The 25829-nt window shown below is 71.8% G+C and carries 25 protein-coding genes; 12 read left to right on the forward strand and 13 right to left on the reverse strand.

From position 1 onward, the window contains the following. Positions 1-14 precede the first annotated feature (14 nt). From VNM44_RS16650 to VNM44_RS16675, 6 genes are all read left to right on the forward strand, one after another. Positions 15-974: an ABC transporter permease gene (locus VNM44_RS16650; RefSeq protein WP_325627372.1), complete on the forward strand. Its 960-nt coding sequence runs from the start codon at positions 15-17 to the stop codon at positions 972-974. Further along, positions 974-1987 (forward strand): ABC transporter ATP-binding protein, encoded by a 1014-nt coding sequence (locus tag VNM44_RS16655; protein ID WP_325627374.1) that lies wholly within the window; start codon positions 974-976, stop codon positions 1985-1987. The genes VNM44_RS16650 and VNM44_RS16655 overlap by 1 nt, the downstream gene beginning before the upstream one ends. Beyond that, entirely contained in the window at positions 1984-3069 is a 1086-nt protein-coding gene (locus VNM44_RS16660; protein ID WP_325627376.1) for a dipeptide ABC transporter ATP-binding protein, read from the forward strand. The genes VNM44_RS16655 and VNM44_RS16660 overlap by 4 nt, the downstream gene beginning before the upstream one ends. 611 nt (positions 3070-3680) lie before the next feature. Then, entirely contained in the window at positions 3681-4343 is a 663-nt protein-coding gene (gene ric, locus VNM44_RS16665; protein ID WP_325627378.1) for an iron-sulfur cluster repair di-iron protein, read from the forward strand. Next, complete coding sequence (locus VNM44_RS16670) at positions 4340-5623, forward strand: hypothetical protein (RefSeq protein WP_325627380.1); 1284 nt, start codon at positions 4340-4342, stop codon at positions 5621-5623. The genes ric and VNM44_RS16670 overlap by 4 nt, the downstream gene beginning before the upstream one ends. Before the next feature lie 79 nt (positions 5624-5702). Then, positions 5703-6311: an alpha/beta family hydrolase gene (locus VNM44_RS16675; RefSeq protein ID WP_325627382.1), complete on the forward strand. Its 609-nt coding sequence runs from the start codon at positions 5703-5705 to the stop codon at positions 6309-6311. Positions 6312-6320: 9 nt separating this feature from the next. Here VNM44_RS16675 and VNM44_RS16680 read toward each other — a convergent pair whose 3' ends face one another. Continuing rightward, positions 6321-7775 carry a DHA2 family efflux MFS transporter permease subunit gene (locus VNM44_RS16680; RefSeq protein WP_325627384.1) on the reverse strand — a complete coding sequence of 485 codons (1455 nt, stop codon included), beginning with the start codon at positions 7773-7775 and terminating at the stop codon, positions 6321-6323. A gap of 92 nt (positions 7776-7867) precedes the next feature. Between VNM44_RS16680 and VNM44_RS16685 the strand changes: the two genes are divergently transcribed. Continuing rightward, positions 7868-8188: an STAS domain-containing protein gene (locus VNM44_RS16685; protein ID WP_325627386.1), complete on the forward strand. Its 321-nt coding sequence runs from the start codon at positions 7868-7870 to the stop codon at positions 8186-8188. Here VNM44_RS16685 and VNM44_RS16690 read toward each other — a convergent pair. The 6 genes from VNM44_RS16690 to VNM44_RS16715 all read right to left on the reverse strand — a co-directional run bounded on the left by VNM44_RS16690 (position 8185) and on the right by VNM44_RS16715 (position 13735). Continuing rightward, positions 8185-9165 carry a sigma-70 family RNA polymerase sigma factor gene (locus tag VNM44_RS16690; protein ID WP_325627388.1) on the reverse strand — a complete coding sequence of 327 codons (981 nt, stop codon included), beginning with the start codon at positions 9163-9165 and terminating at the stop codon, positions 8185-8187. The genes VNM44_RS16685 and VNM44_RS16690 overlap by 4 nt on opposite strands. Positions 9166-9230: 65 nt before the next feature. Then, positions 9231-9914, reverse strand: coding sequence for a peroxiredoxin (locus VNM44_RS16695; protein WP_325627390.1), 684 nt, complete (start codon positions 9912-9914; stop codon positions 9231-9233). 141 nt (positions 9915-10055) lie between these two features. Then, positions 10056-11075 (reverse strand): M36 family metallopeptidase, encoded by a 1020-nt coding sequence (locus VNM44_RS16700; protein ID WP_325627392.1) that lies wholly within the window; start codon positions 11073-11075, stop codon positions 10056-10058. Between the two features lie 88 nt (positions 11076-11163). Continuing rightward, positions 11164-12117 (reverse strand): YihY/virulence factor BrkB family protein, encoded by a 954-nt coding sequence (locus VNM44_RS16705; RefSeq protein ID WP_325627394.1) that lies wholly within the window; start codon positions 12115-12117, stop codon positions 11164-11166. Continuing rightward, on the reverse strand, positions 12114-12995 hold the full coding sequence (locus VNM44_RS16710) for a diacylglycerol kinase family protein (RefSeq protein ID WP_325627396.1): 882 nt from the start codon (positions 12993-12995) through the stop codon (positions 12114-12116). Before VNM44_RS16710 ends, VNM44_RS16705 begins: the two co-directional genes overlap by 4 nt. Then, entirely contained in the window at positions 12992-13735 is a 744-nt protein-coding gene (locus tag VNM44_RS16715; protein ID WP_325627398.1) for a phosphatase PAP2 family protein, read from the reverse strand. The genes VNM44_RS16710 and VNM44_RS16715 overlap by 4 nt, the downstream gene beginning before the upstream one ends. A 147-nt stretch (positions 13736-13882) precedes the next feature. On the opposite strand from VNM44_RS16715, the gene VNM44_RS16720 reads away from it, so the two are divergent. Beyond that, entirely contained in the window at positions 13883-14770 is an 888-nt protein-coding gene (locus VNM44_RS16720; RefSeq protein WP_325627400.1) for a phosphatase PAP2 family protein, read from the forward strand. Between the two features lie 5 nt (positions 14771-14775). On the opposite strand, the gene VNM44_RS16725 is transcribed toward VNM44_RS16720, so the two are convergent. Beyond that, the gene (locus tag VNM44_RS16725) at positions 14776-16305 is read right to left on the reverse strand and encodes a phosphatidylserine/phosphatidylglycerophosphate/cardiolipin synthase family protein (RefSeq protein ID WP_325627402.1); all 1530 of its coding nucleotides are present in this window, start codon (positions 16303-16305) and stop codon (positions 14776-14778) included. Between the two features lie 58 nt (positions 16306-16363). Here VNM44_RS16725 and VNM44_RS16730 point away from each other — a divergent pair, with 58 nt between their 5' ends. Further along, entirely contained in the window at positions 16364-17482 is a 1119-nt protein-coding gene (locus VNM44_RS16730) for an AI-2E family transporter (protein WP_325627404.1), read from the forward strand. A 10-nt stretch (positions 17483-17492) separates the two neighbouring features. On the opposite strand, the gene VNM44_RS16735 is transcribed toward VNM44_RS16730, so the two are convergent. The 4 genes from VNM44_RS16735 to VNM44_RS16750 all read right to left on the reverse strand — a co-directional run bounded on the left by VNM44_RS16735 (position 17493) and on the right by VNM44_RS16750 (position 22150). After that, positions 17493-19679 (reverse strand): hypothetical protein, encoded by a 2187-nt coding sequence (locus VNM44_RS16735; RefSeq protein WP_325627406.1) that lies wholly within the window; start codon positions 19677-19679, stop codon positions 17493-17495. Between the two features lie 9 nt (positions 19680-19688). Next, positions 19689-20699 (reverse strand): threonine/serine dehydratase, encoded by a 1011-nt coding sequence (locus VNM44_RS16740; RefSeq protein WP_325627408.1) that lies wholly within the window; start codon positions 20697-20699, stop codon positions 19689-19691. Between the two features lie 9 nt (positions 20700-20708). Next, on the reverse strand, positions 20709-21710 hold the full coding sequence (locus VNM44_RS16745) for a sensor histidine kinase (RefSeq protein ID WP_325627410.1): 1002 nt from the start codon (positions 21708-21710) through the stop codon (positions 20709-20711). A gap of 83 nt (positions 21711-21793) precedes the next feature. Further along, on the reverse strand, positions 21794-22150 hold the full coding sequence (locus VNM44_RS16750; protein WP_325627412.1) for a plastocyanin/azurin family copper-binding protein: 357 nt from the start codon (positions 22148-22150) through the stop codon (positions 21794-21796). Between the two features lie 87 nt (positions 22151-22237). On the opposite strand from VNM44_RS16750, the gene VNM44_RS16755 reads away from it, so the two are divergent. The 3 genes from VNM44_RS16755 to VNM44_RS16765 all read left to right on the forward strand — a co-directional run bounded on the left by VNM44_RS16755 (position 22238) and on the right by VNM44_RS16765 (position 25119). After that, positions 22238-22918: a pyridoxamine 5'-phosphate oxidase family protein gene (locus tag VNM44_RS16755; RefSeq protein WP_325627414.1), complete on the forward strand. Its 681-nt coding sequence runs from the start codon at positions 22238-22240 to the stop codon at positions 22916-22918. A gap of 43 nt (positions 22919-22961) precedes the next feature. After that, the gene (locus VNM44_RS16760) at positions 22962-24179 is read left to right on the forward strand and encodes an aspartate kinase (RefSeq protein ID WP_349258062.1); all 1218 of its coding nucleotides are present in this window, start codon (positions 22962-22964) and stop codon (positions 24177-24179) included. A gap of 160 nt (positions 24180-24339) precedes the next feature. Further along, a complete protein-coding gene (locus tag VNM44_RS16765) occupies positions 24340-25119 on the forward strand; it encodes a mechanosensitive ion channel family protein (RefSeq protein ID WP_325627418.1) in 780 nt (259 codons plus the stop codon). Between the two features lie 82 nt (positions 25120-25201). Here the strand turns inward: VNM44_RS16765 and VNM44_RS16770 are convergent. Then, positions 25202-25829, reverse strand: a 628-nt coding sequence (locus VNM44_RS16770; protein ID WP_325627420.1) for a sigma-70 family RNA polymerase sigma factor, incomplete at its 5' end; no start/stop codon positions are given.

Raw genomic sequence — 25829 nt, forward strand, 5'->3', positions numbered from 1 at the left:
TCGCCTCCTCCTCGATGCTGCGCTACGTCGTACGGCGCATCGTCTGGGGCGCCTTCCTGCTCGTCGTCGTCAGCGCGCTGACGTTCGTCATCTTCACCGTCTTCCCCTCGGCCGACCCCGCCGCGCTCCGCGCCGGCCGCCAGGCAACGCCCGAGCTGATCGCGCAGATCCGGCACAACCTCGGCCTCGACAAGCCCCTGTACACGCAGTACTGGCTCTTCCTCAAGGGAATCGTCCTGCACTTCGACCTCGGCTACTCGTACCAGAACAGCGTCTCGGTCGAGTCGCAGATCTTCACGCGCCTGCCGGTGACGCTCTCGCTCACGGCCGGCGCGTTCGTGATCTGGATGGTCGTCGCGATCCCGATCGGCGTGATCTCGGCGATCCGCCGCCGTTCGCTGCTCGACCGGGCGACGATGGGTGCGGCGCTCGTCGCGATCTCGGCCCCCGTCTACTTCCTCGGCCTGATCGCGCTCTTCCTCTTCTCGAACGACATCGGCGTCGTTCACCTCCTCCCCGGCGCCGGGAGCTACACGCCGTTCTCCGTCTCTCCCTGGCGGTGGTTCACCGCGCTCCTGATGCCGTGGTGCGTGCTCGCGGCGGCCTTCGCGGCCTTCTACGCCCGGATGGTGCGCGGAAACCTGATCGACACGATGGGCGAGGACTACATCCGCACGGCACGCGCGAAGGGCCTCTCGGAGCGGCGGGTCGTCGGGCGCCACGGCCTGCGCGCCGCGCTGACGCCGGTCGTCACGATGGCGGGGCTCGACATCGGGATCCTTCTCGGGGGCGCGATCCTCACGGAGACGGTCTTCAACATCCCCGGGATCGGGCGCTACGCCTACGACTCGATCATCAACTCCGACCTGCCCGCGATCGAGGGGACGGTCCTGTTCGGGGCGTTCTTCATCATCGCTGCGAACATCTTCGTCGACATTCTCTACGCGTTCCTCGACCCGAGGGTGCGCTACTGATGGCGCTCCTCGAGATCCGGGATCTCCACGTCAGCTTCGCGACGCGCGACGGCATCGTGCATGCCGTCGACGGCGTCTCGCTCTCGGTCGATCGCGGCCGCACCCTCGGCGTCGTCGGCGAGTCCGGCTCCGGGAAGAGCGTCACCGCGCTCACCGTGATGGGGCTGACGCGGCTTCCGAACGCGACCATCGAGGGGCACGTGCTCCTCGACGGCGTCGACCTCCTCGCACTCCCCGGCGACGAGCTGCGGCGCGTCCGCGGCAAGCGGGTCGCGATGATCTTCCAGGATCCCCTCTCCTCGCTGCACCCGCTGTACAAGATCGGCTGGCAGATCGAGGAGGCGATCCGGGCGCACGAGCGGGTGTCGGAGAAGGCCGCCCGGGCGCGCGCCCTCGAGGCCCTCACGGAGGTCGGGATCCCGAGCCCGGGCGACCGGCTCTCCAGCTACCCGCACGAGCTCTCGGGCGGGATGCGCCAGCGGGTGATGATCGCGATGGCGCTCGTGCTCGACCCGGAGATCCTGATCGCAGACGAGCCGACGACGGCCCTCGACGTCACCGTCCAGGCGCAGATCCTCGACCTCATGCGCGCCCTCCAGGCGGAGCACGGCACCGCCGTCCTCCTCATCACACACGACCTCGGCGTGATCGCGGAGACCGCCGACGAGGTTGCCGTGATGTACGCGGGGCGCGTCGCCGAGCTGGGAGCTCTCGTGGGCGTCCTCGACGCGCCCGAGCATCCCTACACCTGGGGGCTGCTCCAGTCGCTGCCGAGCGCCGACGCGTCCCGCGACCAACCGCTGCACCCGATCGAGGGGACGCCGCCGAGCCTGATCGCCGTTCCGAGCGGCTGCCCGTTCCATCCCCGCTGCCCGTACGTCATGGCGGTCTGCCCGCGCGAGGAGCCCGCACTCCTGCCGACCCGTCCCGGCCATACCGTCGCCTGCCATCTCCCGGTTCCGACCCGCAGGAGGATCGGAGCCGCAGTGCGCGCGCCGAACGCCCGCGCATGAGTCGCCTGGCGCCGGCCGCCTCCCCCGCCGAGCCGCAACGCGCGGCCGTTCGCGGGACACGCCAGGAGCCGCTGCTCGCGGCCCGAGACCTCGTCAAGCACTTCCCGCTCGCCCGCGGCGTCTTCCTCGGGGGAGAACGCGGGCAGGTACACGCCGTCGACGGGGTCTCGTTCGAGATCCCGCGCGGTGGGACGCTCGGGCTCGTCGGGGAGTCCGGCTGCGGGAAGTCGACCGTCGCGCGTCTCGTCACCCGCCTGCTCGAGCCCACCGGCGGTGAGGTCGTCTACGACGGGCGGGACATCACGCACTGGAAGAGTCGTGCCCTGCGCCCGTTGCGGCGCGAGATCCAACTCGTCTTCCAGGACCCCTACTCGTCGCTCAACCCGCGCCGCACGGTCGGGACGATCGTCGGCGAGCCGTTGCGGCTCCAGAAGATCGGGACGCGGAGCGAGCGGCGCACGCGCGTTCGCGAGCTGCTCGAGGTGGTCGGGCTCAACCCCGAGCACTACAACCGCTATCCGCACGAGTTCTCGGGCGGCCAGCGGCAGCGGATCGGGATCGCGCGTGCGCTGATCACGACGCCGAAGCTCGTCGTCGCGGACGAGCCGGTCTCCGCGCTCGACGTCTCGATCCAGGCGCAGATCCTGAACCTGCTCGCCGAGCTCCAGGGCGAGTTCGGCCTCACGTACCTCTTCATCGCGCACGACCTGAACGTCGTCCGGCATGTCTCCGACCGGATCGCCGTCATGTACCTCGGCAAGATCGTCGAGCTGTCGCCGGCGGACGAGCTCCACGCGCGCCCCGTTCACCCCTACACGGAGGCGCTCCTCTCCGCCGTGCCCACCGTCGAGACGGACGCACGCGAGCGGCTGCGCGGTCGGATCGTCCTCCGCGGCGACCCGCCGAGCGCAGTGGCGCCGCCGCCGGCGTGCCGCTTCCACACGCGGTGCCGCTATGCCACTGAGATCTGCCGCATGGTCGAGCCTCCGCTCGTCGACCACGGCGGCGGGCACCTCGCCGCCTGCCACCACCCCCTTGACGCGGCACCGCCCCCGGCGGCCCGCGCGCGCCGGGCCGCCTGATCCTCCGATCGGACGATCCTCGCTCCACCGCCGATGCGAGAGGCTGCGACGCGAAGGTCGCCGCCCGCGCCGACCCGGGGGGAGGGTCCGAGAAGGGAGCCGGGGAGCAGTGCCGCTCTCCGGCTCTGGCGGCGTACGAGCTGCCCCGGCCCCCGCAATCCTCCGGTCGGCCGATGCCATCGTCCACGCTACGACGCGAGGCTTGTGGGAGGTCGGCAGACTCGACCGGCCGCGCTCGAGCCGGCCGCCGAAATCCGAGGTCGGTAGCCGGGAGCAGCACGGCCGGCGAGCATGACGCCGGGCCCCGTGCTTCTCGCTCGCACGGGGCCCGGCTCTGCGCGGAGCAATGGGACACCCGGGTGGGAAAGAGGGCGTCCCCTTGGGGAGACCCTGCCGGCGACGGGCCCTGGGGGATGAGCTCGCCTCGGCAGTGGTTCGACGCCGCTGACTCTGCACCGCCGTCCCGCCCCGGCGCATCAGTAATCGCCCGCAGCGTTTGGGTGGCCCTGAACGGACGCCCGCGTGGGGCACGCGACGGTAGCGTCGGGGCAGGTGGGGTGCGCATCTCTCGCGTGCGCCCGCCGTCGTCCCCACACGGCCAAGGAGCAGCCATGATCGACCCGTCCCGGACCGTCGCCGAGCTCGTCCTCGAGCAGCCATCTCGCTCGCGTGTCTTCGAGGAGCTCGGCATCGACTACTGCTGCGGCGGCAAGCGGAGCCTGACCGACGCCTGCGAGGCGCGTGGGATCGCGCCCGTCGACGCTGTTGCGGCGCTCGAGACGGCAGAGAACGAGCCGTCGGAGGAGCGCGACTGGACGCAGGCACCGCTGCCCGAGCTCTGCGACCACATCGTCTCCCGCCACCACGAGCCGCTGCGTGAGGAGCTGCCGCGGCTCGACACCCTGCTCGAGAAGGTCGTCCGGGCGCACGGCGACGAGCGCCCAGAGCTGGCCGAGTTGCGCACGACGTTCGTCGCGCTGCGCACCGAGCTGGAGGAGCACATGGTGACCGAGGAAGAGGAGCTCTTCCCACTCGTCCGAAGCGGCGGCCCCTACGACGCCGAGCAGGTCGTGGAGCTCGAGCACGACCACGAGTGGGCCGGCTCGGCGCTCGCGAAGCTGCGCGAGCTGTCCGGCGGCTACGACCTCGACCGGGCGCTCTGCAACACGCACCGGGCGACGATCGACGGCCTGCACGCGCTGGAGCTCGACCTGCACCAGCACATCCACGAGGAGAACAACGTGCTCTTCCCGCGCGCGCTCGCCGCTGCATGAGCGTGGGGGCGCGGGTCGGCAGGCCGGCGCCGGCCCGGCTCGTTGCCGCCTACCTCGCCGCGGCGCTCGTCTGCTGGCTCGGAGCGGCGATCGCGATCGCGCGCGCCGCCCCCGAGCTGGCGACGGCGGGCGTCGCGGCGCCCGACGTCCTCCTCGCCGTCCACCTCGTCGGGCTCGGATTCCTCCCGCTCGCCGTGACCGGCGCTGCGCTGCACGTGCTGCCGACGCTCCTCCGCAACGACGCGTCACGCCTCCGCGGCTGGGTCGCCCTGCCGCTCCTCTGCGCCGGCCCGCTCCTCGCGTACGCCATCGCCTACGACCATGCGACAGCGACCTGGATCGCAGCGTCGGCGGAGACGGTCGGCTTCGTGCTCGTCGCATGGGAGCTGGTCGCGCTCGTCGTTCGCGCGCCCCACGACCGGATGCTGCTCGCGAGCCGCTTCGGCGTGCTCCTCTCGACGTTCCACGCCGCGGCGGCGCTCGCCGTCGGCGCAGGCCTCGCCGACCGAGGTTTCCAGCCGCTGCTCGGTGTCCCGCACGACCGCGCGATCGGCATCCACCTGAACCTCGCGGTGATCGGCTGGCTGACGCTCCTCATCGTGACCGTCGGCCGGACGCTGACGCCAATGCTGTCGCTCGCCCCGGCGGCCGGCCGCAGGCGGCATCCCGTGGAGGAGCTCGTGCTCACCGGCGGGCTGTGGCTGCTCGTCGCGGGGCTCGCGCTCGGCGAGCGGGCACCGGCGATCGCGGGCGGGCTCCTCGTGCTCGGGACGATCGCCGCATTCGCGCTCCTCACGGCGCGGACGGGCCGGCAGCACCGCCTGGCCGGGCTCGAGGGACCGCTCACGCACATGGTCACCGGCATGTTCTTCCTGCTCCAGGCGGCGATCCTCGGCATGGGCATGCTGTTCGGGCTCGATGCGTCGCCCGCGCGTCTCACGGCCTACGTCGTCGCGCTCCTCGTCGGCTGGGCGGCCGGCGTCACGCTCGGCCATCTCGGCAAGCTGCTCTCGCTGTCGGCCTGGACCTGGTGGCCGCCCGGCCCGCGACCGAAGCAGTCGGTGCTCTACCCGCGCCGGGTCTGGCTCGTCGAGGCGATCGTCTTCGCCGTCGGCATCGAGCTCCTCGTCAACGGCGTGCTGGGCGGATCCGAGAGCATGACCCTGCTCGCGGGGATGCTGCTCGTCGGCGCGGCGGGAGCGGCCTGCGTGGGCGCCGCGCTCACCCTCCGCGCGGGACGGCAAGCGCTGGCCGTCCACGCGGCTCCGGCGACGGGCTGAGTCGCCGCAGCTCGGCCTGCGAGAATCGGCAGTCCGCCGCCGGGGCGGAACGTCGCACCGCATCCAACGCGGCACCCCGATGCCGATCGAGATCGAGACACCCCATGGACCCGCCCGCGTGTCCGTCGAGACCGTGGTCGACGCGCGCGGCGTGCTCGTCCTCGGCCACGGCGCCGGTGGCGGCGTCGCGGCGAGGGATCTCGTGACGGCGGCCGCGGCCGCCCGGGCGGCCGGGCTCGCGTCCGCGCTCGTCGAGCAGCCGTATCGCGTCGCGGGGCGCAGGTCGCCGGCGCCCGCCGCGCAGCTCGACGCGGCCTGGCTCGCGGTCGTCGACCACCTGCGTACGAGCGGCCTCGCGGCCGGTGCGCTCGTCGTCGGCGGCCGTTCGTCCGGCGCGCGCGTGGCCTGCCGGACCGCCGCGGCGTCGGGCGCCGATGCGGTGCTCTGCCTCGCCTTCCCGCTGCAGCCGCCGGCCCGCGCCGGCAAACCGCCCGCGCCGAGCCGCCTCCCCGAGCTCGACGAGGTGACTGTCCCGATGCTCGTCGTCCAGGGAGCGAACGACCGCTTCGGCGTCCCGCCGGGCGCGCCGGGACGCACCGTGGCGGTCGTCCGGGGCGACCACGCGCTGCGGTCCGACCTCGGCGCGGTCTCCGAAGCCGTCGCAGCCTGGCTCGCCGACCTCCTCTGAGGTCGGCGGTCATTCGGCCTCGGCGGTCGCGGGGGCGCCGACCGCCTCGCTGTGGGCTTCCGCGGCGCCGCCCGGGCGGAGCAGTGCCCCGCCGATCGTCGCCGCGAGCGCTGCGAAGAGCGCGCCGGCGAGGAACGCGACGCGGTAGCCGCCGTTCAGCGCCTCGACCGCCCCTTCGCCCGACGCGAGCAGCGTGTCCGTGCGCGAGGCGGCGAGGCTCGCGAGCACGGCGAGCCCGAGCGCCCCACCCATCATGAACGAGGTGTTGACGACACCGGATGCCAGCCCCGCCTCGCTCGGTGCGACGTCGCCCATCGCGGCCAGCAGCACCGGGTTGAAGGCGATGCCCGCGCCGACGCCCAGCAGGATCATCCCGGGCAGGACGTCCACGACGAACGAGCCGTCGACCGGCGCCCGGGCGAACAGCACCAGACCCACCGCCGCAGTCCCGAGGCCCGCGGCGAGCGGCGCGCGGATTCCGAAGCGCATCACGATCTTCGCCGAGAGGCCGAGCGAGAGGACGCCCATGATCACGTTCCCCGGGAGGAACGCGAGGCCCACCTCGAGCGGGCTGTAGCCGAGCACGAGCTGCAGGTAGAGCGCCGCGAGGAAGAACCACGCGAACATGGCGGCAGCCCAGAGCACGCCGACGACGTTCGAGATCGCGAGGTTCCGCAACCGGAACAGCCCGAGCGGGACGAGCGGCGCGCTCGTCCGCGACTCGATCGCGAGGAAGACACCGATCAGCGTCGCCGCCAGAGCGAGCAGGCCGAGAGTCCGTGCCGATGTCCACCCGGCGTCGTTGCCGTTCACGATCGCGTACACGGCGACCATCGACGCGGCGGTCACGGTGACCGCCCCGGCCACGTCGAGCCGTCCGCCCGCCTGTCCGCGCGAGGCCGGCAGCAGCACGAGCGTGAGCGCGAAGACGGCGATCCCGACGGGGACGTTGACGAGGAAGATCCAGTGCCAGTCGAGCGTGTCGGTGAGCACGCCGCCGAGCAGGACACCGATCGAGCCGCCGCCCGACGCGACAAACCCGAACACGCCCATCGCCTTCGCCCGTTCGGCGGGCTCGGTGAACAGCGTGACGATGAGCGAGAGCGCGACGGCCGAGACGATCGCCCCGCCGATCCCCTGCACCGCCCGGGCGGCGACGAGCATGCCCTGCGAGCCCGCCAGACCGCAGGCGACCGAGGCGAACGTGAAGAGCCCGATCCCCGCGAGGAACATCCGCCGGTGGCCGACGATGTCGCCGAGCCGGCCGCCGAGGAGGAGAAACCCGCCGAACGTGAGCAGGTAGGCGTTCACGACCCAAGCGAGCGACTCCTCCGAGAAGCCGAGGTCCTCGCGGATCGACGGGAGCGCGACGCCCACGATCGTCACGTCCAGGACGATCATCAGATCGCCGAGGCAGAGCACGATCAGCGCGAGCCAGCGGGTACGGCTGTCGGCGATGGTCATCGGTCGGGCTCCTTCCGGCGGGTGTGGCGATGTCGAGGGGTTCGACAGCCCCGCGAGCCGAAACTCATCGCCCTGCGCGGCGATGAGTTCGCGTGTCTCCGCCGGTCGAACGTGCGATGGCCCCGGCAGAGCCGCGCATGCTCGACTTCTCGATCCACGGGCCGATCGAGCGCGCCGACCTGCCGGGTCTCTGCGAGCGCGTCTGCGCGCTCCTCGCGGCGAGCGGAGCGGAGGTCGCCCGCTGCGACGTGCGGGGCATCCAGCCCGACGCCGTCACGGTCGACGCGCTCGCACGGCTTCAGCTCGCCGCCCGTCGGCACCGCTGCACCGTGCGCCTCGTGCACGCATCCCGCGAGCTCCTGGAGCTCGTCTCCTTCATGGCGCTGGCCGATGTCCTGCCGAGCGAGGGCTAGGCAATCTCCTCGTACCGCAGCGGCAACCCGAAGAGCGGGAACACGCGCGCGGTGTCGAGGAAGAACGTCAGCTCGGCGATCCGACCGTCCTCGATCTCGACCACCTGGAGCGCCCACGGCTCGTAGCCGTCGCCGGACTCGCTCGGCTTGTACTGGCCGAACGCCGGCGCGCCGTTCGCCGCGACGGTCGGGATCACACGCGAGCCGCTGCACCCGATCCCGGGCCCGAACCACCAGGTGAAGATGTCGTCGCGGCCCCGCAGCCAGAGGTCGTACGGCGGCATCGACTGCGTCGCGTCCTCGTGGATCAGGGACGTCAACGCGTCCAGGTCGTAGCGCTCGAATGCGTCGACGTACCGGGCGAGGAGCTCCGCGTCGGCCCGCTCGACGGAGGGCGAGGTCGTCGTCGCCGTGAGGTCGCTCGCCTCGAGGGTCGCGCGTGCGCGCTGCAAGGCGCTGTTCACCGAGGCGACGCTCGTCTCGAGCAGCTCCGCCGCCTCGGAGGCCTTCCAGCGCAGCACCTCGCACAGGATCAGCGCCGCCCGCTGGCGCGGGGGGAGGTGCTGGAGCGCCGCGACGAACGCGAGCCGCACCGTCTCGCGCGCGGCCGTGACCTCCGCCGGATCGCCGTCCGGGACGACGAGCCCGTCCGGCACCGGCTCGATCCACGTGACCTCCGGGAGCGCGTTGAGGCTGGCGACAACCGGCTCGCGCGCAGGGCCGAGATCCATCGGACGCGCGCGCCGCTCACGGCCCGCGATCATGTCGAGGCAGACGTTCGTCGCGATGCGGTAGAGCCACGAGCGAAGCGCCGAGCGGCCTTCGAACCGCTCGAACGCCTTCCATGCGCGCAGCATCGTCTCCTGCACCGCATCCTCGGCCTCGAAGGGCGAGCCGAGCATCCGGTAGCAGTAGCCGGTCAGCTCGCGCCGGTGCTGCTCGAGCTGGCCCGAGACGTCGGTGGTGACGACGCTCACGGAGCCATCCTAGGAAGAGTCGCCGCGCGCGGGGGTTCGGCTAGCCGAACCCCCGGCATTTGGCGTTACTTCGTGGCCGCGCCGACGCGCGTCTCGGGCGCTGGCACGATGCGGATGTACGGCTTGGGCTCGTTCCACCCGTCGGGGTAGATCTCGCGGGCCTCGTCGTTCGACACCGAGCCGGCGATGATCACGTCGTCGCCGGGCTGCCAGTTGACCGGAGTCGACACCTTGTGATCGGCGGTCAGCTGGAGCGAGTCGACTACCCGCAGGACCTCGTCGAAGTTCCGGCCGGTCGTCATCGGGTAGACGAGCACCAGCTTGATCTTCTTGTCGGGCCCGATGACGAAGACGTTCCGCACGGTCTGGTTGTCGGCGGCCGTCCGGTCGCCGGGGTCACCGCTCACGTCGGCGCCGAGCATCCCGTACAGCTTCGAGATCCTGAAGTCGGCGTCGCCGATGATGGGGTAGTTCGGGGCGTGGCCCTGCGTCTCCTCGATGTCGCGCACCCAGCCCTCGTGATCCGAGGTCGGGTCGACGGAGAGCCCGATGATCTTCACGTCGCGCCGGTCGAACTCCGGCTTGATCGCCGCCATGTAGCCGAGCTCGGTCGTGCACACGGGCGTGAAGTCCTTCGGATGCGAGAAGAGCACGGCCCACGAGTCGCCGATCCAGTCGTGGAACGAGATCCGGCCCTCCGTGGTGTCCGCCTCGAAGTCGGGTGCGATGTCGCCGATCGTCAATGTCATACGCCAAACCTCCCGGTGTCGAACGTCGCGCGCCGCGCGGGGTCACGATAGTGCCCAACGCCAGCGCCAGGTCAATTCTTCCACAATTGAAGCATTGGCGGCGCGGCTGCCCGGAGGCCGCCGCGCCGCGCGCTGGACGCGCTAGAGGATCCCGCGGGACTCGAACGCGTCGGTGACCTGGGCCGCCGTCGCGGGGCCGTACAGTGTCCGGGCGGCGGAGACGATGTCCGCGGCGAGCGACGGCATCGTGCCGCCGTCGAAGCCGAACTGGCCCTCGAGGATCGCCGTGTCCGCCTTCACGTTCCCGATCGCGTTCCGGATGTCCCAGAGCGCCTGCGACCAGATCTCGCCGTCGGCGTGCACCTCGCCGACGAGGTCGTCGGGGTACGTCTTGCCCTCGTCGAGGCGCCGCAGGCAGTGCGGCTCCGACCGCGTATACGAGGTCGCGTCCCAGTCGGCGACACAGGCGGGGTCGGCCGATGCGGGCCGGCCGAGGGCCGTGCGCACGACCTGCGAGACGGTCACGGCCCAGTAGTCGCCGAAGCCCTCGCTGATCGCGCCCGCCTCCTCCGTCGAGAACTGGAAGCCCTGCGAGAAGTGGATTGCGTGGCCGTACTCGTGGAGGATCACCTCGCCGTCCTCCGCGTCGTCGACCCCGCCCTTGCCGAGCCGGATCTCGTCCTGCTTGTCGGTCGCGAACGAGTTGTCGACCCCCCACTGGTTGATGCGCAGCCTCTGCGGCCGCATGTTCACCGGCCGGAGCGTCGAGCCGAAGCCGAGCGACTGGATATACCGCTGCGCCTCGGTGATCCAGTAGTACGCCATCACCTGCTCGAACTCGTCCTGATGCCGGTCGTACAGGAAGGTGTTCGTCGGCGAATAGGCCGGGTTGCCGGTCTCGCTGCGGATCTCGGCCCACTTGCCGCGCAGGAACCCGGAGCCGTCGAGGTCTCGCAGCGTCACCGCGCGGTAGGCCTCTTGCGGGACGGCGTCCGCCGAGTCCTTCTGGTCGGTGAGCTTCTGGATGCCGAGGTCCTGCACCGGATTCGGCGCGAACACGAGCGCCCGCCCGGTATCGGAGCCGGAGCCCGGCTTCGTGGCGTACGCGGCGGACGCGACGACCAACGCCAGTGCGGCAATTGCGATCAGAGCTCGCTTCACGTTCGTCTCCCCTGTCGGTTGCGAAGCCGTCGGCAGGATAGTCGGGCACGCCCCGCGGCAGTACCCCCGAAAGGGCCCCCGGCGCGGCTCAGCCCTGCAGAGACGCGCGTGCGGGCGACGCGGGGACGTCCTGGCGCGCGGCCTGCGTCTGACCTGCGCCCGCCCTGATCGCCTCCAGTTCGGCCGCGACCGAGACGCCGTAGAAGATGCTGAACGACGAGAGGAACGTCCAGATCTGCAGCGCGACGATGCCGGCGAGCGGCCCGTACGTCTGCCCGAAGGACGACGAGAACCGGAACGCCAGCGCCAGACCGATGGTGGCGAGCGCCCAGAGCGCGACGGCGACGCCGCCACCGAACGCCAGCCACGCCTTCCCGGGCTGATGCCGGTTCACCGAGCGACCGAGCAGCGCGGCGAGGCAGACGGCGATCAGCAGCAGACCCACGGGCCACCGCAGGACCTCCCAGACGACGCGTGCCTCGTGCCCCCAGCTCGAGCCTATGTTCCGACCGAACCCGAGCATGAGGAAGGCGAGTCCGAGACCGACCCCGACGGTCAGGGTCATCACGAGCGCGACCGCGTACTTGCGCACCGTCGGCCGGTCTCGCTCGATCCCGTAGATCCGATTGAGGCCGCGCTCGATCTGGGCCATGGCGGTGACCGACGTGATCAGCACCCCGATCAGGCCGATCGTCAGTGGGAGGAAGCGGTTCTGGTGGCCGACCTTGTTCGCCTGCCGGACGGCGTCGGCGAGCACGTCGCTGGCGGGACCGGGGACCGCGCTCCTGATCGTCTCGACGATCGTCGACGTGATCCCGGAGTGCCCGAACGCCGCGGCGAAGCCCACCAGCACGACGAGCCCCTGCACGAGGACGAGCGACGTGGCGAAGGCGAGCGACCGGGAGTGGCTGGTGCCGTCCGCGAGACGGAAGCGCACGAACGCGCTCTCCAGCAGGCGCAGCCGCCCGGTGCGCGCGAGCGTCTCCTTCGGGTCGTCGTCGATGCTGTCCCACGTCTCGGGGACGCGCGGCGCGGTGCTCACGACGCCCCCGGCACGGCGACGGCGATGGCGCCCGGGTCGATGCGCGCCTTGAGCTTCTTGACCTTCTTGCGGTCACCGCCGTCCAGCTCGTAGGGGACCTTGCGGTCGAGGGAGGCGGTGACCTTCTTCGCCTTCGTGACCTGGACGAAGGGCGACTTCGCGGTCGAGCCGACGGCGGTGCGCGCGACCGTCCGCGCCCACTGGCCGAGGCCCTCGGCGTTCGTCACGCCGACCTCGAGCAGCCCGTCCTCCGGGCTCGCGTCGTCGAACGCCTCGATGCCGCCGAAGAGCGAGCCGAGGTTGCCGAGCAGGATGCAGCTGGCGGTGCCCTCGTACCAGAGCTCGTCGTTCACCTCGATCGTCGCCTCGAACGGCTCGGTGCGGAGGTTCTTCGACGCCGTCCAGATGTACGCGAGTCGCCCGAAGCGGTCCTTGAGCTGTCCGTCCGCCCCCTGGATCATGCGCGCGTCGAGCCCGGCGCCGGCCATCACGGCGAACCGCTCTCCGTTGAGCTTCCCGACGTCGAGCGTGCGCGTCCGCCCGCGCAGGCCGATCTCGATCGCCTCGGCGATGTCCTGAGGGATGCCGAGGTTCGACGCGAACAAGTTCGCCGTTCCCGCAGGGACGATCGCCATCGTCACGCCGCTCCCCGCGAGCACGTCGACGCACCGCTGCACCATCCCGTCGCCGCCCCAGACGAACACGAGGTCCGCGCCGTCGCTCAGGGCCCGCTCGACCCGCTCGGGCGCGTACTTGCTCTTCGGCACCTCCGACCAGTATGGGTCGGCGACGCCGGCGCGCCTGAGCTCGCGGCGAAGCTCCTCGAGCCCGCCGCCGATCGTCTTCCCGGCGTGGGCGACCACGGCGACCTTCTTCACGTCGCGTCCCTCCGCCTTGCATCGCGCGCGTTCGCCGCGGCCGTCGCCGCCCGTGCGGCGAGCACGAGGACGCCGAGCGCGAGGAGACCCATCACCACGCCTGCGGCGCTGTCGGTGATGTGGTGCATGCCCCTGTACATCCGGGCCCATCCGACGAACAGCGCGAGCGCGATCGTGAGGCAGACGGCGAGCATCGAGAACCACCGGCGGTGGAGCCAGGAGGACAGCAGGAGAAGCACGCCGCCGTAGAGCGCGACCGTCGCCGCGATGTGACCCGAGGGGAAGCTCGCGGTCGGGTCGAGGCCCTCGAGCCGATGGACCGGAGGGCGGTCGCGCTCCACGACGAGCGTCGTCGCCCGATACGACCCGGATTCGACGCCGATCACGAACAGCGTGAAGGCGGCGAGCAGCCACTTGCGCTTGAGGAGGAAGACGACGACGAGCACGCCGACGACCACCGGGATCACGAGCCCGCCTGCCAGCGTCGAGCCGAGCCATGAGAGGTCGGTGAGAGCAGGCGAGCGCCGCTCGGCCAGCCACCGGTTGACGTCGTTGTCCCATTTCTCGAACCCGTGCACCGGGACGAGCAGCTCGGTCAGCAGAAGACCGGCGGAGATCGTCAGCCCGACGAGAGCTGCGAAGCCGGCCACGACCGTCGCCAGGAAGACACGGGCGGGATGCGTCGCGCCGAGCCGGTGCGCGAGATGCTCGGCAGGGCCGTCGGGCGTCGGCTCGAGCACCGCGACGGACCGCGGACGATCGTCCCTACCCGCCGCCGCCCGTGGCGTGCGCAGCGGGCGGAGCGCAACGGCCGGGGCCGTCGAAGAGTCCGCCGCATCCACGGCGGGCTGTTTACCCCCGCGACACCATGGGCAAACTCGAGGGTGATGCCGCTCCTCGTGCTCTTCCTCGTCGCGATCGCAGGGGGCACCCTCGTGGCTCTCCTCGCCTCGCGGTACCCCACGCCGGTCATCGGCGAGGAGCCGTCCCAGGCGGCGGGCGAGAAGCTCGCCGAGGAGACCGTGAAGCGGCCGTGGCTGCGGCGCACGCTCACCCGGCGGCTCGACCCCGCCGCGGCGACCGGGCTCGCGCTCACGATCGCGCTCGGGCTCGCGATCGTGGGCGGGATGGTGATCGGCGTCCTCGCCTACCTGATGCGCTCGAGCGGGGCGCTCGTGGGGGTCGACAACGGCGCCGGCCAGTGGGGCGTCGACCATGCGACATCGTGGTCGACCCGCGGGATCCAGCTCGTGACCGACCTCGGCGGCACCTGGTTCGTGATCGCTCTCGCGGTGGTCGTCTGCGTCGTCGAATACGTCCGCGTACCCAACCGGTGGATTCCCGTCTTTCTCCTCACGGTGCTGCTCGGCGAGGTCGTTCTCGTGAACGCGATCAAGGATCTCCTCCACCGCGTGCGGCCGACCTTCAACCCGATCGCCGAGACGCTCGGTCCCTCGTTCCCGAGCGGCCACTCGGCCACTGCCGCGGCGTTCTACGCCGCCGTCGCGCTGATCCTGGCCCGGCGCCGGAGCCCGCGGACGCGCTCACTGCTCGCCGGAGCAGCGGTCGCCGTCGCCGTCGGCGTGGCGGCCAGCCGCGTGCTGCTCGGCGTCCACTGGCTCTCCGACGTGGTCGCCGGCCTGGCGTTCGGCTGGGGCTGGTTCGCGCTCTGCGCGATCGCGTTCGGCGGCAGGTTCCTCTCCTTCGGCGAGCCCGCGGAGAAGGCGGCGCGCGTCGCCGAGCGCGCCGAGGCGAGGTCGGCGCCGAGCCGCTGACGCGACTACAGGTCGAACAGACGGCTCTGCATCGGGCCGAGCACCCGGCGCCGTCGGCGCGAGACGCCGGGGAGCATGACCAGCCGATGGGTCAGGGGCTCGCCGTTCTCGAGCCGGTGGAGCTGGTCGTCGGCGATCGGCCGCCAGCGCTCGTCGACGAGCGCCGTCGGGTCGCCGGACACCTCCTCCGGGGACGCCTCGAGGTGCTCCGCCCAGAGTCGCAGCCGCGTCTCGCGCGCCAGCGAGGGGTCGAGCGAGACGACGTTCATCTCCGTGTCGTTGAAGAGCGAGTGGGCGTTCAGGTTCGCCGAGCCGACGGTGAACCACGTGTCGTCGACGATCCCGATCTTCGCGTGCACGTAGACGACGTCGCGGAGCTTTCCCGCGCGCGCGTACACCGTGCACGCGAGGAACCGCTCCGCTCCGTCGTCGGCGTTGATCAGCGCCGCGATCTGGCCGCGCGAGATGTCCGCGCCGTCGTTCGCCCGGGCCGGTAGCAGCACGACCACCCGGAAGTCGTCGCTCGGCGGGTCGCGCAGCTTGTCGATCAGCACGCCGACGATCTCGGGCGACCACAGGAACTGGTTCTCGAGGTAGACGAAGCGCTCGGCGGAGCGAAGGGCGCCCATGTAGGACGCGAGGATCGAGTAGTCGCCGCGCCGCACCGCCCGATAGGTCTTCGCGGGAAGCGTGCGCGTGACCTGGAGCTCGACGTCACCCGCGGCCTCGGGCACCGCCGGCGACGCCAGCTCCTCCCGACCGGGCCGGCGCCACCTCAGCCGGAAGTGCTCCGCGACGTCGACGACGGCCGGGCCTTCGATCCGTACTGCGGCGTCGTGCCAGCCGATCCCGCCGCGGGCACGATGGTTGCCGGTGTCGAAGGGGTCGCCGCCGTCGAGCGTCAGGTCGATGCCGCCGACGAAGGCGACTCGGTCGTCGATCACGATCGTCTTCTCGTGATGACAGTGTGTGAGGCCCGTGCACCCGTCGACGGCCGCCTTGATCCGCGTGTGGCGCACGAGATCCTCCACCGCGTTCCGCACGTCGCCACGCGAGGGGCGGAACGCCGGGACGGGGGCGCCTTGCCAGAGGAGCACCCGCACGTCGATCCGCTCGGCGAGCTCCGCGAGGAGGTTGCGCACGACGACGGGCTCCTCCTCGCGGGTGAGCTGGAGCTCGGGCGAGAGGAACCAGCCCGTCAGATGCACGTGCGATCGGGCGCCGGACAGCTCCTGGGCGATACGCGGCAGAGCTTCCGCCCCATCGATCAACACCTCGACGGCGTTCCCGGGACGCGGATCTGCCCCCTCGCGGACGAACGAGGCAGTCGTGGCATCGAGCGCGTGCTCCCAGCCGACGTGCCGCAGCTCGTCGCGGTGCCGGTGCCGGACGGTCCTGTCGAGACGATCGCCGAGGGCGTGGCCGACCCAGACGCCGAGGCGCTCCGCCGTCCTCGGGACCGGCGCTTGCCCGGGAACCGCGTCCGCGGGCCGCTCCGTCCGACCCGTCGAGATGTCTTCGTCGCCCTGCGCCACGCCGCGATCATAGGGAGCGCAACGTGTCGGACCGGTCGGCTGCGGGTACGACCGCGACGTGGCGGTGCGCGAGACGACGAGGGGAGAGCCGGAGCCCGAGGCTCAGGAAGGAGACCGGGGGGTACACGACCTGTCCCGGTTCGCCGGGCGGGTCGCGATCGCGACTCTCGTCGTCACGGGCATCCTCACGGCGGCCGTCGTGGTCTGGGAGGCCCGCCTGGTGGTGGCGCTCCTGCTCACCGCGATCATCCTCGCCGCCGCGCTCCGGCCCGGTGTCGACCGGTTGGCCGGCCTCGGCGTCCCCCGCGGCGTCGGCGTCGTCCTCCACTACGCCGTCCTCGTGGCGATCATCGGCGTGGGTCTGTGGCTCGTCGTGCCCGCGGCGGCCGACCAAGTTCAGGCCGCGCTCGGCGACCAGCATCCGCTGCGTCAGGAAGCACGTCAGTCCACGGGCGTCAAGCACGACATCCTCATCGCGCTCGACAGGAAGCTGAGTGACGTGCCGTCGGGAACCAGCCTGGTCGACCCGGCGGTCGAGTACGGGCGCAAGGCGTTCGAGGCGATCATCGGCACGTTCTTCGTCCTCGCCGCCTCGGCCTACTGGATCGTCGAGCGGAATCGCGCGGTCGACCTCGTCTGCTCGCTCGTGTCACGACCCAGGCGCAGGAAGGTCCGGGACACGTGGGACCTCGTGGAGCTCCGGCTCGGCGCGTTCGTGCGCGGCCAGGCCGTGCTCGTGGCGCTCGTGGCGACGGTGCTGTCGGCGTGCTTCTGGGCGATCGGTCTGCCCTACTGGCTCCTGGTGGGAGTGTTCGCCGGAGTGGTCGAGATCGTTCCCGTGATCGGCCCGCTCGCCGCCGCAATCGTCGCGATCGGGGTGGGGCTCTCCCAGTCCGTCCACCTCGCGATCCTGGCCGGGATCGTCGTGCTCGCCGTGCGCCTGCTCGAGGACTACGTGGTCCTACCGAAGGTGCTCGGCCACTCGGTGGGTCTGTCGCCGCTCGTCGTGCTGGTCTCCGTCACGACCGTCGGCCTGGTTCTCGGTGGGTTCGCCGTCATCCTCGCCGTACCGCTCGCGAGCATCGCGGTGACGCTCGTCGACATCGTCGTCCGGGACAAGGACCCGGCCACGGAGCCCGTGCCGTCCGTGCTGTTCCCGGCGAGCGACGTCGAGTAGGGTCGCGCCTCTATGGGGCTCGGCGCGGCTTCTTCGTGAACGCGTTGGGAGGGGTCACGCGGTCCCAGACCCGGTTGCTCGCCGCAACGCGGGTGACCTTCGTACGGTAGGCGCCCACCGACGCCGGCCGCGAGAAGGTCATGCTGCCGGTTGTGGTCCGCCCGGCGGCGCGCGCGTAGACCTTGCCGTTCCGGTAGAGGGCGACGGTGACGGAGGCATCGCGCACGCGCCTTCCTCTGCCGTCGACGACGGTCACGTACACGTGCAGCCGCTTCTGCGCGACGCCGTAGCGCACGGCGGCGACCCGGACGGGAGGCGGCGACGTCACCGTCACGTTCGACGTCGCGCTGAGCGTGCCCGTCGGCGTCGTCACGCTCGCGGTCACCCGGGCGACGCCGGGCTCCGTCCCGGCCGTGAACGTCGTGGTCGTCCCCATCGCCGCGGTGAGGGCGCCGAGCGTCGGCGGCGAGACGGTCCAGAGGGCGGCCGTCGGCGTCGCGTTGCCGAACGCGTCCACCCCGACCGCCGTCAGCGCGACCGCACCGCCCGGGAGCACGCTGACCGTCGCCGGCTCGACGCGCAACGAGACCGGCGCCGCTCCGCCGACGGTGATCTGCTGCGTGCCCGAGACGACCCCCGCGGCCGTCGCGGTGAGGGTTGCCGTCCCGGCCGTTGGATCCTGGTAGTAGACCTGGGCCGTGGCGAAGACTCCGGCGGGCAGCTGGACGGCGAGCGTCGGCGCGAACGGCCCCTCCGGGCTCGTGGCGAAGAGGCCGGTCGCCGAGGAAGAGGTGATCGTGACCGGCACGGCTGCGGCGGGTCGCGCGGCGACGGTGGCGACCTGCACCTGGATCGACACCGGCTTCGAGATCGCGCCGGCCGCGATGGTCTGGGGCGCCGAGACGAACGCGAGCGTCGTCGGCGACCAGGCGCGGAACCCGCGCCAGCCGACCGAGGGTGTCGCGCCGCCGAGGTCTCCCGCGCACCAGACACCGCTCGCGCCGCACGCCGCGACTCCCGGGTCGGCCGGCGAGTCGGCTGCCGAGTCTCTGATCGCCGTCGCGATGCGGTCGAGGACGGCCGCCGTCCGCTGCGTGAAGTCGCTCGGCGCGAGCGCGTCGAGATTCTTCGGGGCCCAGGCGAATCCAAACCGGTCGGTGGCCCGGCCGGCCCGGACGCCGTGGTTCCGGAGCGCGTACACCTGGGCCGAGACGTACTGCTGCATCAGGACGTCGTCGACCGCGGTCCAGCCGAACGCCGACTCCCACTGCCAGGCAGCGTTCGCGAGCGTGCTGCCGGCGTTGCCGAGGAACGCGTTCGCGGTTCCCGAGACGGCGCCACCGGCCGCAGCCAGCAGGTCCATGTGGCGGAGGTACTCGACGAGCCCGTCGCGCCGGCCGGCGAGCGGGACGCCGGGGACGGCATAGCTGCGGACGTCCCCGTAGGCCTCCTGCGACCAGTCGCTCACGTAGACGTTCATGTCGATCCAGAACTGCGCGTCCTGGAACCACTCCTGCACCCGTGCCTTGTACGTCCCGAGCTCCGGGACGCGCTGACCGATGCCGACCACGAACACGACCCCGCGCGCGGTGGGCCCTTCGCCGGCCGCGTCGTACAGGCCGCGGAGGAGCTCCCGCACGTTCGCCCGTCCGTTGCCGTCCCCGCGGCGCACGGCCGAGGAGACCTCGTTGAGCGCCCACGTGTCTCCCGCCGCGACGTCGTAGCCCGCCGCGGCCATCCGGCGTCGCGCCTCGACGCCTGCCTGGTACCACGTCGAGCCCGTGCTCGCGACCCACTTCTGCCAGGCCGTGTAGTGGATCTCGGCGAGCGCGTGGAACGTCGGGCCGAGCGCGCGAATGCGCTGGGCCTGGTCGGGCCGCGGCTTCGTCTTGTCGGCGACGACCGGCGGGACCGAGACGTAGTACTGGGCGCAGGGCGACGCCTTGGCTGCCAGCGTCGTCGCGAGCCGCAGCCAGTCCGTCGCGGCGTAGAACGTTGCCCGGAGCGGCCGGCAGTCCGCGTCGACGGAGAGCGGCCGGATCTCGCGCTTCGAAGTGAGCCGCTCCCACATGGCCTGAGTCGCCTGCGGATCGAGCGACGGGACCGACGGCGACGGCGCGGCCGACACCGGGCCCGCGAGCGCCGCTGCGAGGGCCGCGCACGCGAGCGCGACCAGGAGCAGCCGGCGGCGGAGCATCGCGGCAGGCTACGCGAGGGCTGTGATGGAGCTATGAGGAACGACGTCCCCGTCGAGAACGTCGCGCAGCTGGTCGAGCGTGACGTTGCCGCCGGTGCAGACCAGTGCCACGCGACGCCCGGCGAGCCGCTCGCGGAGCCGTAACGCAGCCGCGAGTGGCGCCGCGCCTGCGCTCTCGACGAGGTTCCGCGTGTGCTCGATCATCAGCCGCGTCGCGTCGCGGAGCTCGTCCTCGCCGACGAGCACGAAGTCGTCGAGGTGCTCCCAGAGGATCGACTGCGGCAGCTCGAAGCCGACCCGTGTCGCGAGCCCCTCTGCCGCTGTGGCCATGCGGTCACGGACGACCGAGCGCGCCTGCCACGACCGGAACGCGGCCGGCGCCAGCTCCGCCTGGACGCCGATCACCTCGCAGCCCGGCGCCACCGCCTTCGCGACGATGCATGCGCCCGCCGCGCCGCTGCCGCCGCCGATCGGGACGACGATCGCGTCGAGCCGCGGCTCCTGCTCGAGCGCTTCGAGCGTGTGCGTCCCGACGCCCGCGATCAGCAAGGGCTCGTTGCCGGAGTGCACGTACCGGTAGCCGTGCTCCGCCGCGAGCGCCTCGCAGTGCTCACGCGCCTCGTCGAAGTCGCGGCCGTGCTCGACGACGTCGGCACCGAGCGCGCGCATCGACCGGAGCTTCGCGGGGTTCGCTCCGACGGGGACGCACACGACCACGTGGGTGCCGAAGAGTCTCCCCGCGTAGCCGATCGACTGGCCGTGGTTCCCCGTCGAGGCGGTGACGAGGCCTCGCGCGCGCTCGCCGCGATCGAGATGCGAGACGAGGTTGATGCCGCCTCTCACCTTGAAGGCCCCCGTCGGCAGGTGGTTCTCGTGCTTGACGAGGATCTCGGCGCCGACGAGCCCGGTCAGGCCGGGGTACCCGTGGAGGGGCGTCCGCAGGAGGTACGGCGCGATCGCGCGGCGCGCCTCGAGGACGTCCGCGAGAGTGAGCGTGGGCCATGCGCCGACAGGCGGCATGGGCCGACGCTACAGGCCGGGCTCCGGCTCCAGCGGGAAGACGGCGGTCAGCGTCGTCCCGCCACCGTCCGGGCTGACGATGGCGAGAGTCCCACCCAGCGCCTCGACCCGGTCGACGAGCCCGCCGAGCCCCGACGCTTCCTCCTGGCACTCGATGCACGCGCCCCCGATGCCGTCGTCCCGGACGACGACCGTGAGCGCGTTCTCCTCGTCGGCCACGGTGAGCCACAGCCCCGACGCCCGCGCGTGCTTCACCGCGTTCGTGCAGGCCTCCGAGCACACGTAGTACGCGGCCGCCTCGAGCGCCTCGGGCAGGCGCCGCGGGAGACGCAGGTCGACCTCGACCGGGATGGCAGCCCGGGCGGCGCCTGCGCGCAAGGCCGCCTCGAGCCCTCGCTGGGCCAGGAGCGGCGGATGGAGCCCGCGCGCCAGCTCGCGTAGCTCGTCGATCGCGCCCTCGAGCTCCTCGAGCGCGCCCCTGGCCATCGCGACGAGCTCCGGATCCTCCGACAGCCGTCCTTCGAGCGTGCGGAGACCGAGGAGCGCCGCGGTGAGCCGCTGCTGCGCGCCGTCGTGGAGGTTCCGCTCGAGGCGCCGCCGCTCCCCGTCGGCCGTCTCGAGGATCCTCAGGCGCGACGCCCGCAGCTGGTCGAGCTTCGAGACGAGGTCGCGATGAAGCCGGTCGCGCTCCATGGCGATCCTCATCAGCGGTATCAACGTCGCGGTGAACTCGGGCACGTCGAGCAGGCGCGCGTCGTGGGCGAGCGCCCCGATCTTCCGTGTCTCGTAGCCGACCCACGTGACGGCGCCGCCCGCTCCGGCAGCGGGCTCGGCCGTGACGCCGCGGACGTCGACGTAGCGCTCGAGCTCCCAGTCCCACCAGTAGAGCGTGAGCCCGGGGTCGTCCAGGATCTCGGAGAGCGCCGACTCGACCTGGTCGGGCGTGGCGAGGTCGGGAATGCCCTCGAACACCCGCCCGATCGTGTCGAGCCACGAGACGACCTCGCTCACGGACGGGTTGTAGCGCGTGTAGCGGCCGGGCGCCAGGCGCCGGAGGTAGACCCTCGCCTGCGGCGTCCTGGCGGGCCGACGCCCTACTTGACGGTGATGACGCCCTTCATCCCCGCGGCCGCATGGCCGGGGAGCGTGCACAGGTACGGAGCCTTGCCCTTCTTGAGCACGACCGTCAGCGTGACCGACTTGCCGGGCTTCAGCTTCGGCGTGACCTTGCCCGCGATCTTGAAGTCGTGCTCGAGCGCGCCCCTGTTCGTGATCCTGAAGGTGACCTTGCCCTTCGTCACGAGCTTCTTCGACAGCGTGAACTTGAGCTCCGACGGCTTGCCGGCGGTGACGTTGACCACCGTCGCGGACGACCCGGCGGACGCCGGCAACGCGATCACCAGCGCCACGGCGACGCTCGCCAGGATCGCGACCAACCCCTTGCTCGTCATGCTCCTCCCTCGGACTCGAAGTGCCTCCCGCCGCACTATGCCTGCCGTTGCCGCGACCCGGCGCCGGTCCGCCCGTACGCTTCTCCGATGGCGACCCGCCGCCGAGATGCCGCCGCCTCGTCGCGCACACGCGTCCGTCGCCTGCCCGAGCGCGGCAGGTACGACCGCGAGGCGCTCGAAGCCGTGCTCGACGCGGGGATGGTCGCGCATCTCGGCTTCGTCGCCGACGGCCAGCCGTTCGTCATCCCGACGCTCCACGCCCGGGTCGACGACGAGGTCTATGTGCACGGGTCTGCGGCGAGCCGAACGCTGCGAACGCTCGCGGGGGGCTTTCCCGCCTGCCTCACGGTCACGCTCCTGGACGGCATCGTCCTCGCGCGGTCGGTGTTCGAGCACTCGATGAACTACCGGTCGGTCGTCGTCCTCGGACACGCGACGCCGGTAGTCGAGCCGGACGAGAAGCTCGCCGCGCTCGAGGCGTTCACCGAGAAGCTGCTCCCCGGCCGCTGGAACGAGGCGCGCCAGCCCACGGCGAAGGAGCTGAAGGCGACCTCCGTGCTTCGCCTCCCCCTCGACGAGGCGTCGGCGAAGATCCGCGAGGGCGGCCCGGAGGACGGCGACACGCCCGACGCCGAACTCGAGGTCTGGGCAGGCCACGTCCCGCTCGTCGTGACGGCGCTCGAGCCCGTTCCCGATCCCTCGCTGCGGCCCGGGATCCCCGTGCCCCCCGGCCTCCGGCCGTACCGGCGCCCCGGCCTCGTCGGATAGCGACACTTCCACGGTGACCACGCCCGCCTTCGACACCGTCGTGATGAAGTTCGGCGGCTCGTCGGTCGCCGACCCCGACAAGATCCGTCACGTCGCGCAGCGGTTCGTCGAGGCGAAGCGACGTGGGCTGAACGTGGTCGGCACCGTCTCCGCGATGGGAAAGACGACCGACCAGCTGCTCGCGCTCGCCTCCGACGTCTCCCCCACGCCGAACCCACGCGAGCTCGACATGCTCCTCTCGACCGGCGAGCGCATCGCCTGCGCCCTCGTCGCGATGGCGATCGACGACCTGGGCGAGGAAGCCGTCTCGTACACGGGCTCGCAGGCGGGCATCCTCACCGACTCGGCGCACACGCGAGCGAAGATCCGCGAGATCCGCGGCGACCGGATCCGGACGTCGCTCGAGCAGGGGAAGATCGTGCTCGTCGCCGGCTTCCAGGGCTTCTCGCGCGACACGATGGACATCACGACGCTCGGGCGGGGCGCAGGAGACCTCACAGCGGTCGCGCTCGCGGCGACACTGGGCGCCGCGTGCGAGATCCACTCGGACGTCCCGGGGGTCTTCACCGCCGACCCGCGAATCGTCCCGGGCGCCCGCAAGCTGCCGTTCGTCTCGTACGACGAGATGCTCGAGATGGCGGCCTCCGGCGCGAAGGTGCTCGCGCTCCGCTCGGTCGAGCTCGCGCGCAATCATGGGGTGCGCATCCACGCGCGCTCGACGTTCTCCGACGAGGAAGGAACCTGGGTGACCGATTACGAGGGAATGGAGCAGGCGATCATCTCGGCCGTCACCCACTCCGAGACCGACGTCGTCTTCACGCTGACCGGTATCCCGGACCGCCCCGGCGTCGCAGCGATGATCTTCGACCGCGTCGCGCAGGCGCAGGTGAACGTCGACACGATCATCCAGAACGTCGTCCACGGGCGGGCGGAGATGTCGTTCTCGGTTCCCGCCGAAGACGTCGCGGCGACCAACGAGGCGATCTCGTCGGCGCAGGCCGACCTGGGCGTCTTCGCGGTGGAGATGAACGACCGTCTCGGCAAGGTCTCGCTCATCGGTGCGGGCATGCGCTCGCACCCCGGTGTCGCGGCGACGATGTTCCGCACGCTCGCCGAGCTCGAGATCAACCTCGAGATGATCTCGACCTCGCCGATCAAGATCTCCTGCATGATCGGCCGCGACCGCATCCCGGAGGCCGTGCGGGCGCTCCATGAGGCGTTCGCCCTCGAGGGCGAGCCGCAGCCGGAACCCACGATCTGAGCCGTTTCTTGCCCGCCAGGCAGGAGTCCGCAGGAGCGGATTCCTGCGGCTCGATCCCCGCCTACGGCGGGGCAGATCCCCGAAGGCGCCCGCATTCGCGGTCGCAACTGCACCAGTAAGCCGGGCAGGCACCCGGCCCGCAACGGCGAACGCCTGCAGCGTGAGCGACCGCACCGTCGAGGCGCTGATCACGGCCGGCGTCGGCCTCGTCGTCGTGGTCGCCGTCCGCTTCCTGCTCGGTCGCGCGTTCGAGCGCTACGTCGCCCGGCTCGCCGCCAAGGACGCTGGGCTGGCCGCCCGCCGGCGGACGACGCTCGGCTTCCTACGGCGCGTGATCGTCGCGTTCGTCGCGGCGATCGCGATCTGGAAGGTGCTGGCGCTCTACCCGAGCACGAACCAGCTCGCGAACGCGCTCCTCGCATCGAGCGCCGTTCTCGCGATCTTCGTCGGCCTCGCGTTCAACACGCCGCTCTCGAACCTCGGCTCCGGGATGCTCGTCGCGTTCGCGCAGCCGCTGCGGATCGGCGACCGTGTCACCGTCGGCGACCAGACGGGCTTCGTCGAGGAGATGACCCTGCTCTACACGACGCTCGTCACCGACGACGCACGGCGCGTGTACATCCCGAACAGCCAGCTGACCGCGTCGATGATCGTCAACCGGACGATCCGCGACCCGCGACGGGTCGTGTCGGCGTCGTTCCCCGTCCGGCTCGGCGCTCCGGTCGACGAGGCAAAGAGCACGGTGCTGCAGGCCATCGACGGCCTCGATGGCCTCCACAAGGGCCAGGGCAAGGTGCTCGTCGGCGACGTGAGCGGCGGCTCGGTGTGGCTGACGGCGACCGTGTCGGCGCCGCTCGACGCGGACGTCATCCAGCTCGGCTCGGACGTCCGCGAGGCGGCGCTCGGCGCGCTCGGGGAGGCCGGCTTTCTCGCGGCCTAGGGCAGTGTCCGCGAGCTACGAGTCGCGGCCGGAGACGCAGAAGGAGGGGGCTCGCGGGGGAACCATCGGTTCCCCCGCCCTCCTACACGCAGTCTCGTAGAGCCTGCGCCTCGGGCAGGGTCTCGAGCCGCTTCAGCGTGTTGTTCTCGATCTGTCGGATCCGCTCGCGGGTGACGCCGAACGCCCGCCCGACCTCCTCGAGCGTGCACGGTGCCTCGCCGAGCAGCCCGTAGCGCAGCTCGATCACCTTGCGGTCGCGCTCGGGCAACGACCCCAGGGCGAGCTCGATGTCCTCCCGGCGGAGCGAGAGGGAGGCCGTGTCGAACGGCGACTCGGCCTGGTCGTCCGGGACGAAGTCGCCGAGCGAGGAGTCCTCCTCCTCGCCGATCGGCTTCTCGAGCGACACCGGCATCTGCGCCATCCGCAGGATCTCGCGCACCTCGTCGGTCGACATCTCGAGCTCCTCCGCGACCTCCTCGGGGCGCGGCTCGCGGCCGAGGCGCTGGACGAGCTGGCGCTCGATGTGGACGACCTTGTTCAGCTTCTCGACCATGTGCACCGGGATCCGGATCGTGCGCGCCTTGTCGGCGATCGCGCGGGTGACCGCCTGGCGGATCCACCACGTCGCGTACGTCGAGAACTTGTAGCCCTTGCGGTAGTCGAACTTCTCGACGGCGCGGATCAGGCCGAGGCTCCCCTCCTGGATCAGG

The organism is Gaiella sp., assembly GCF_035558935.1.
GTDB lineage: Bacteria > Actinomycetota > Thermoleophilia > Gaiellales > Gaiellaceae > Gaiella.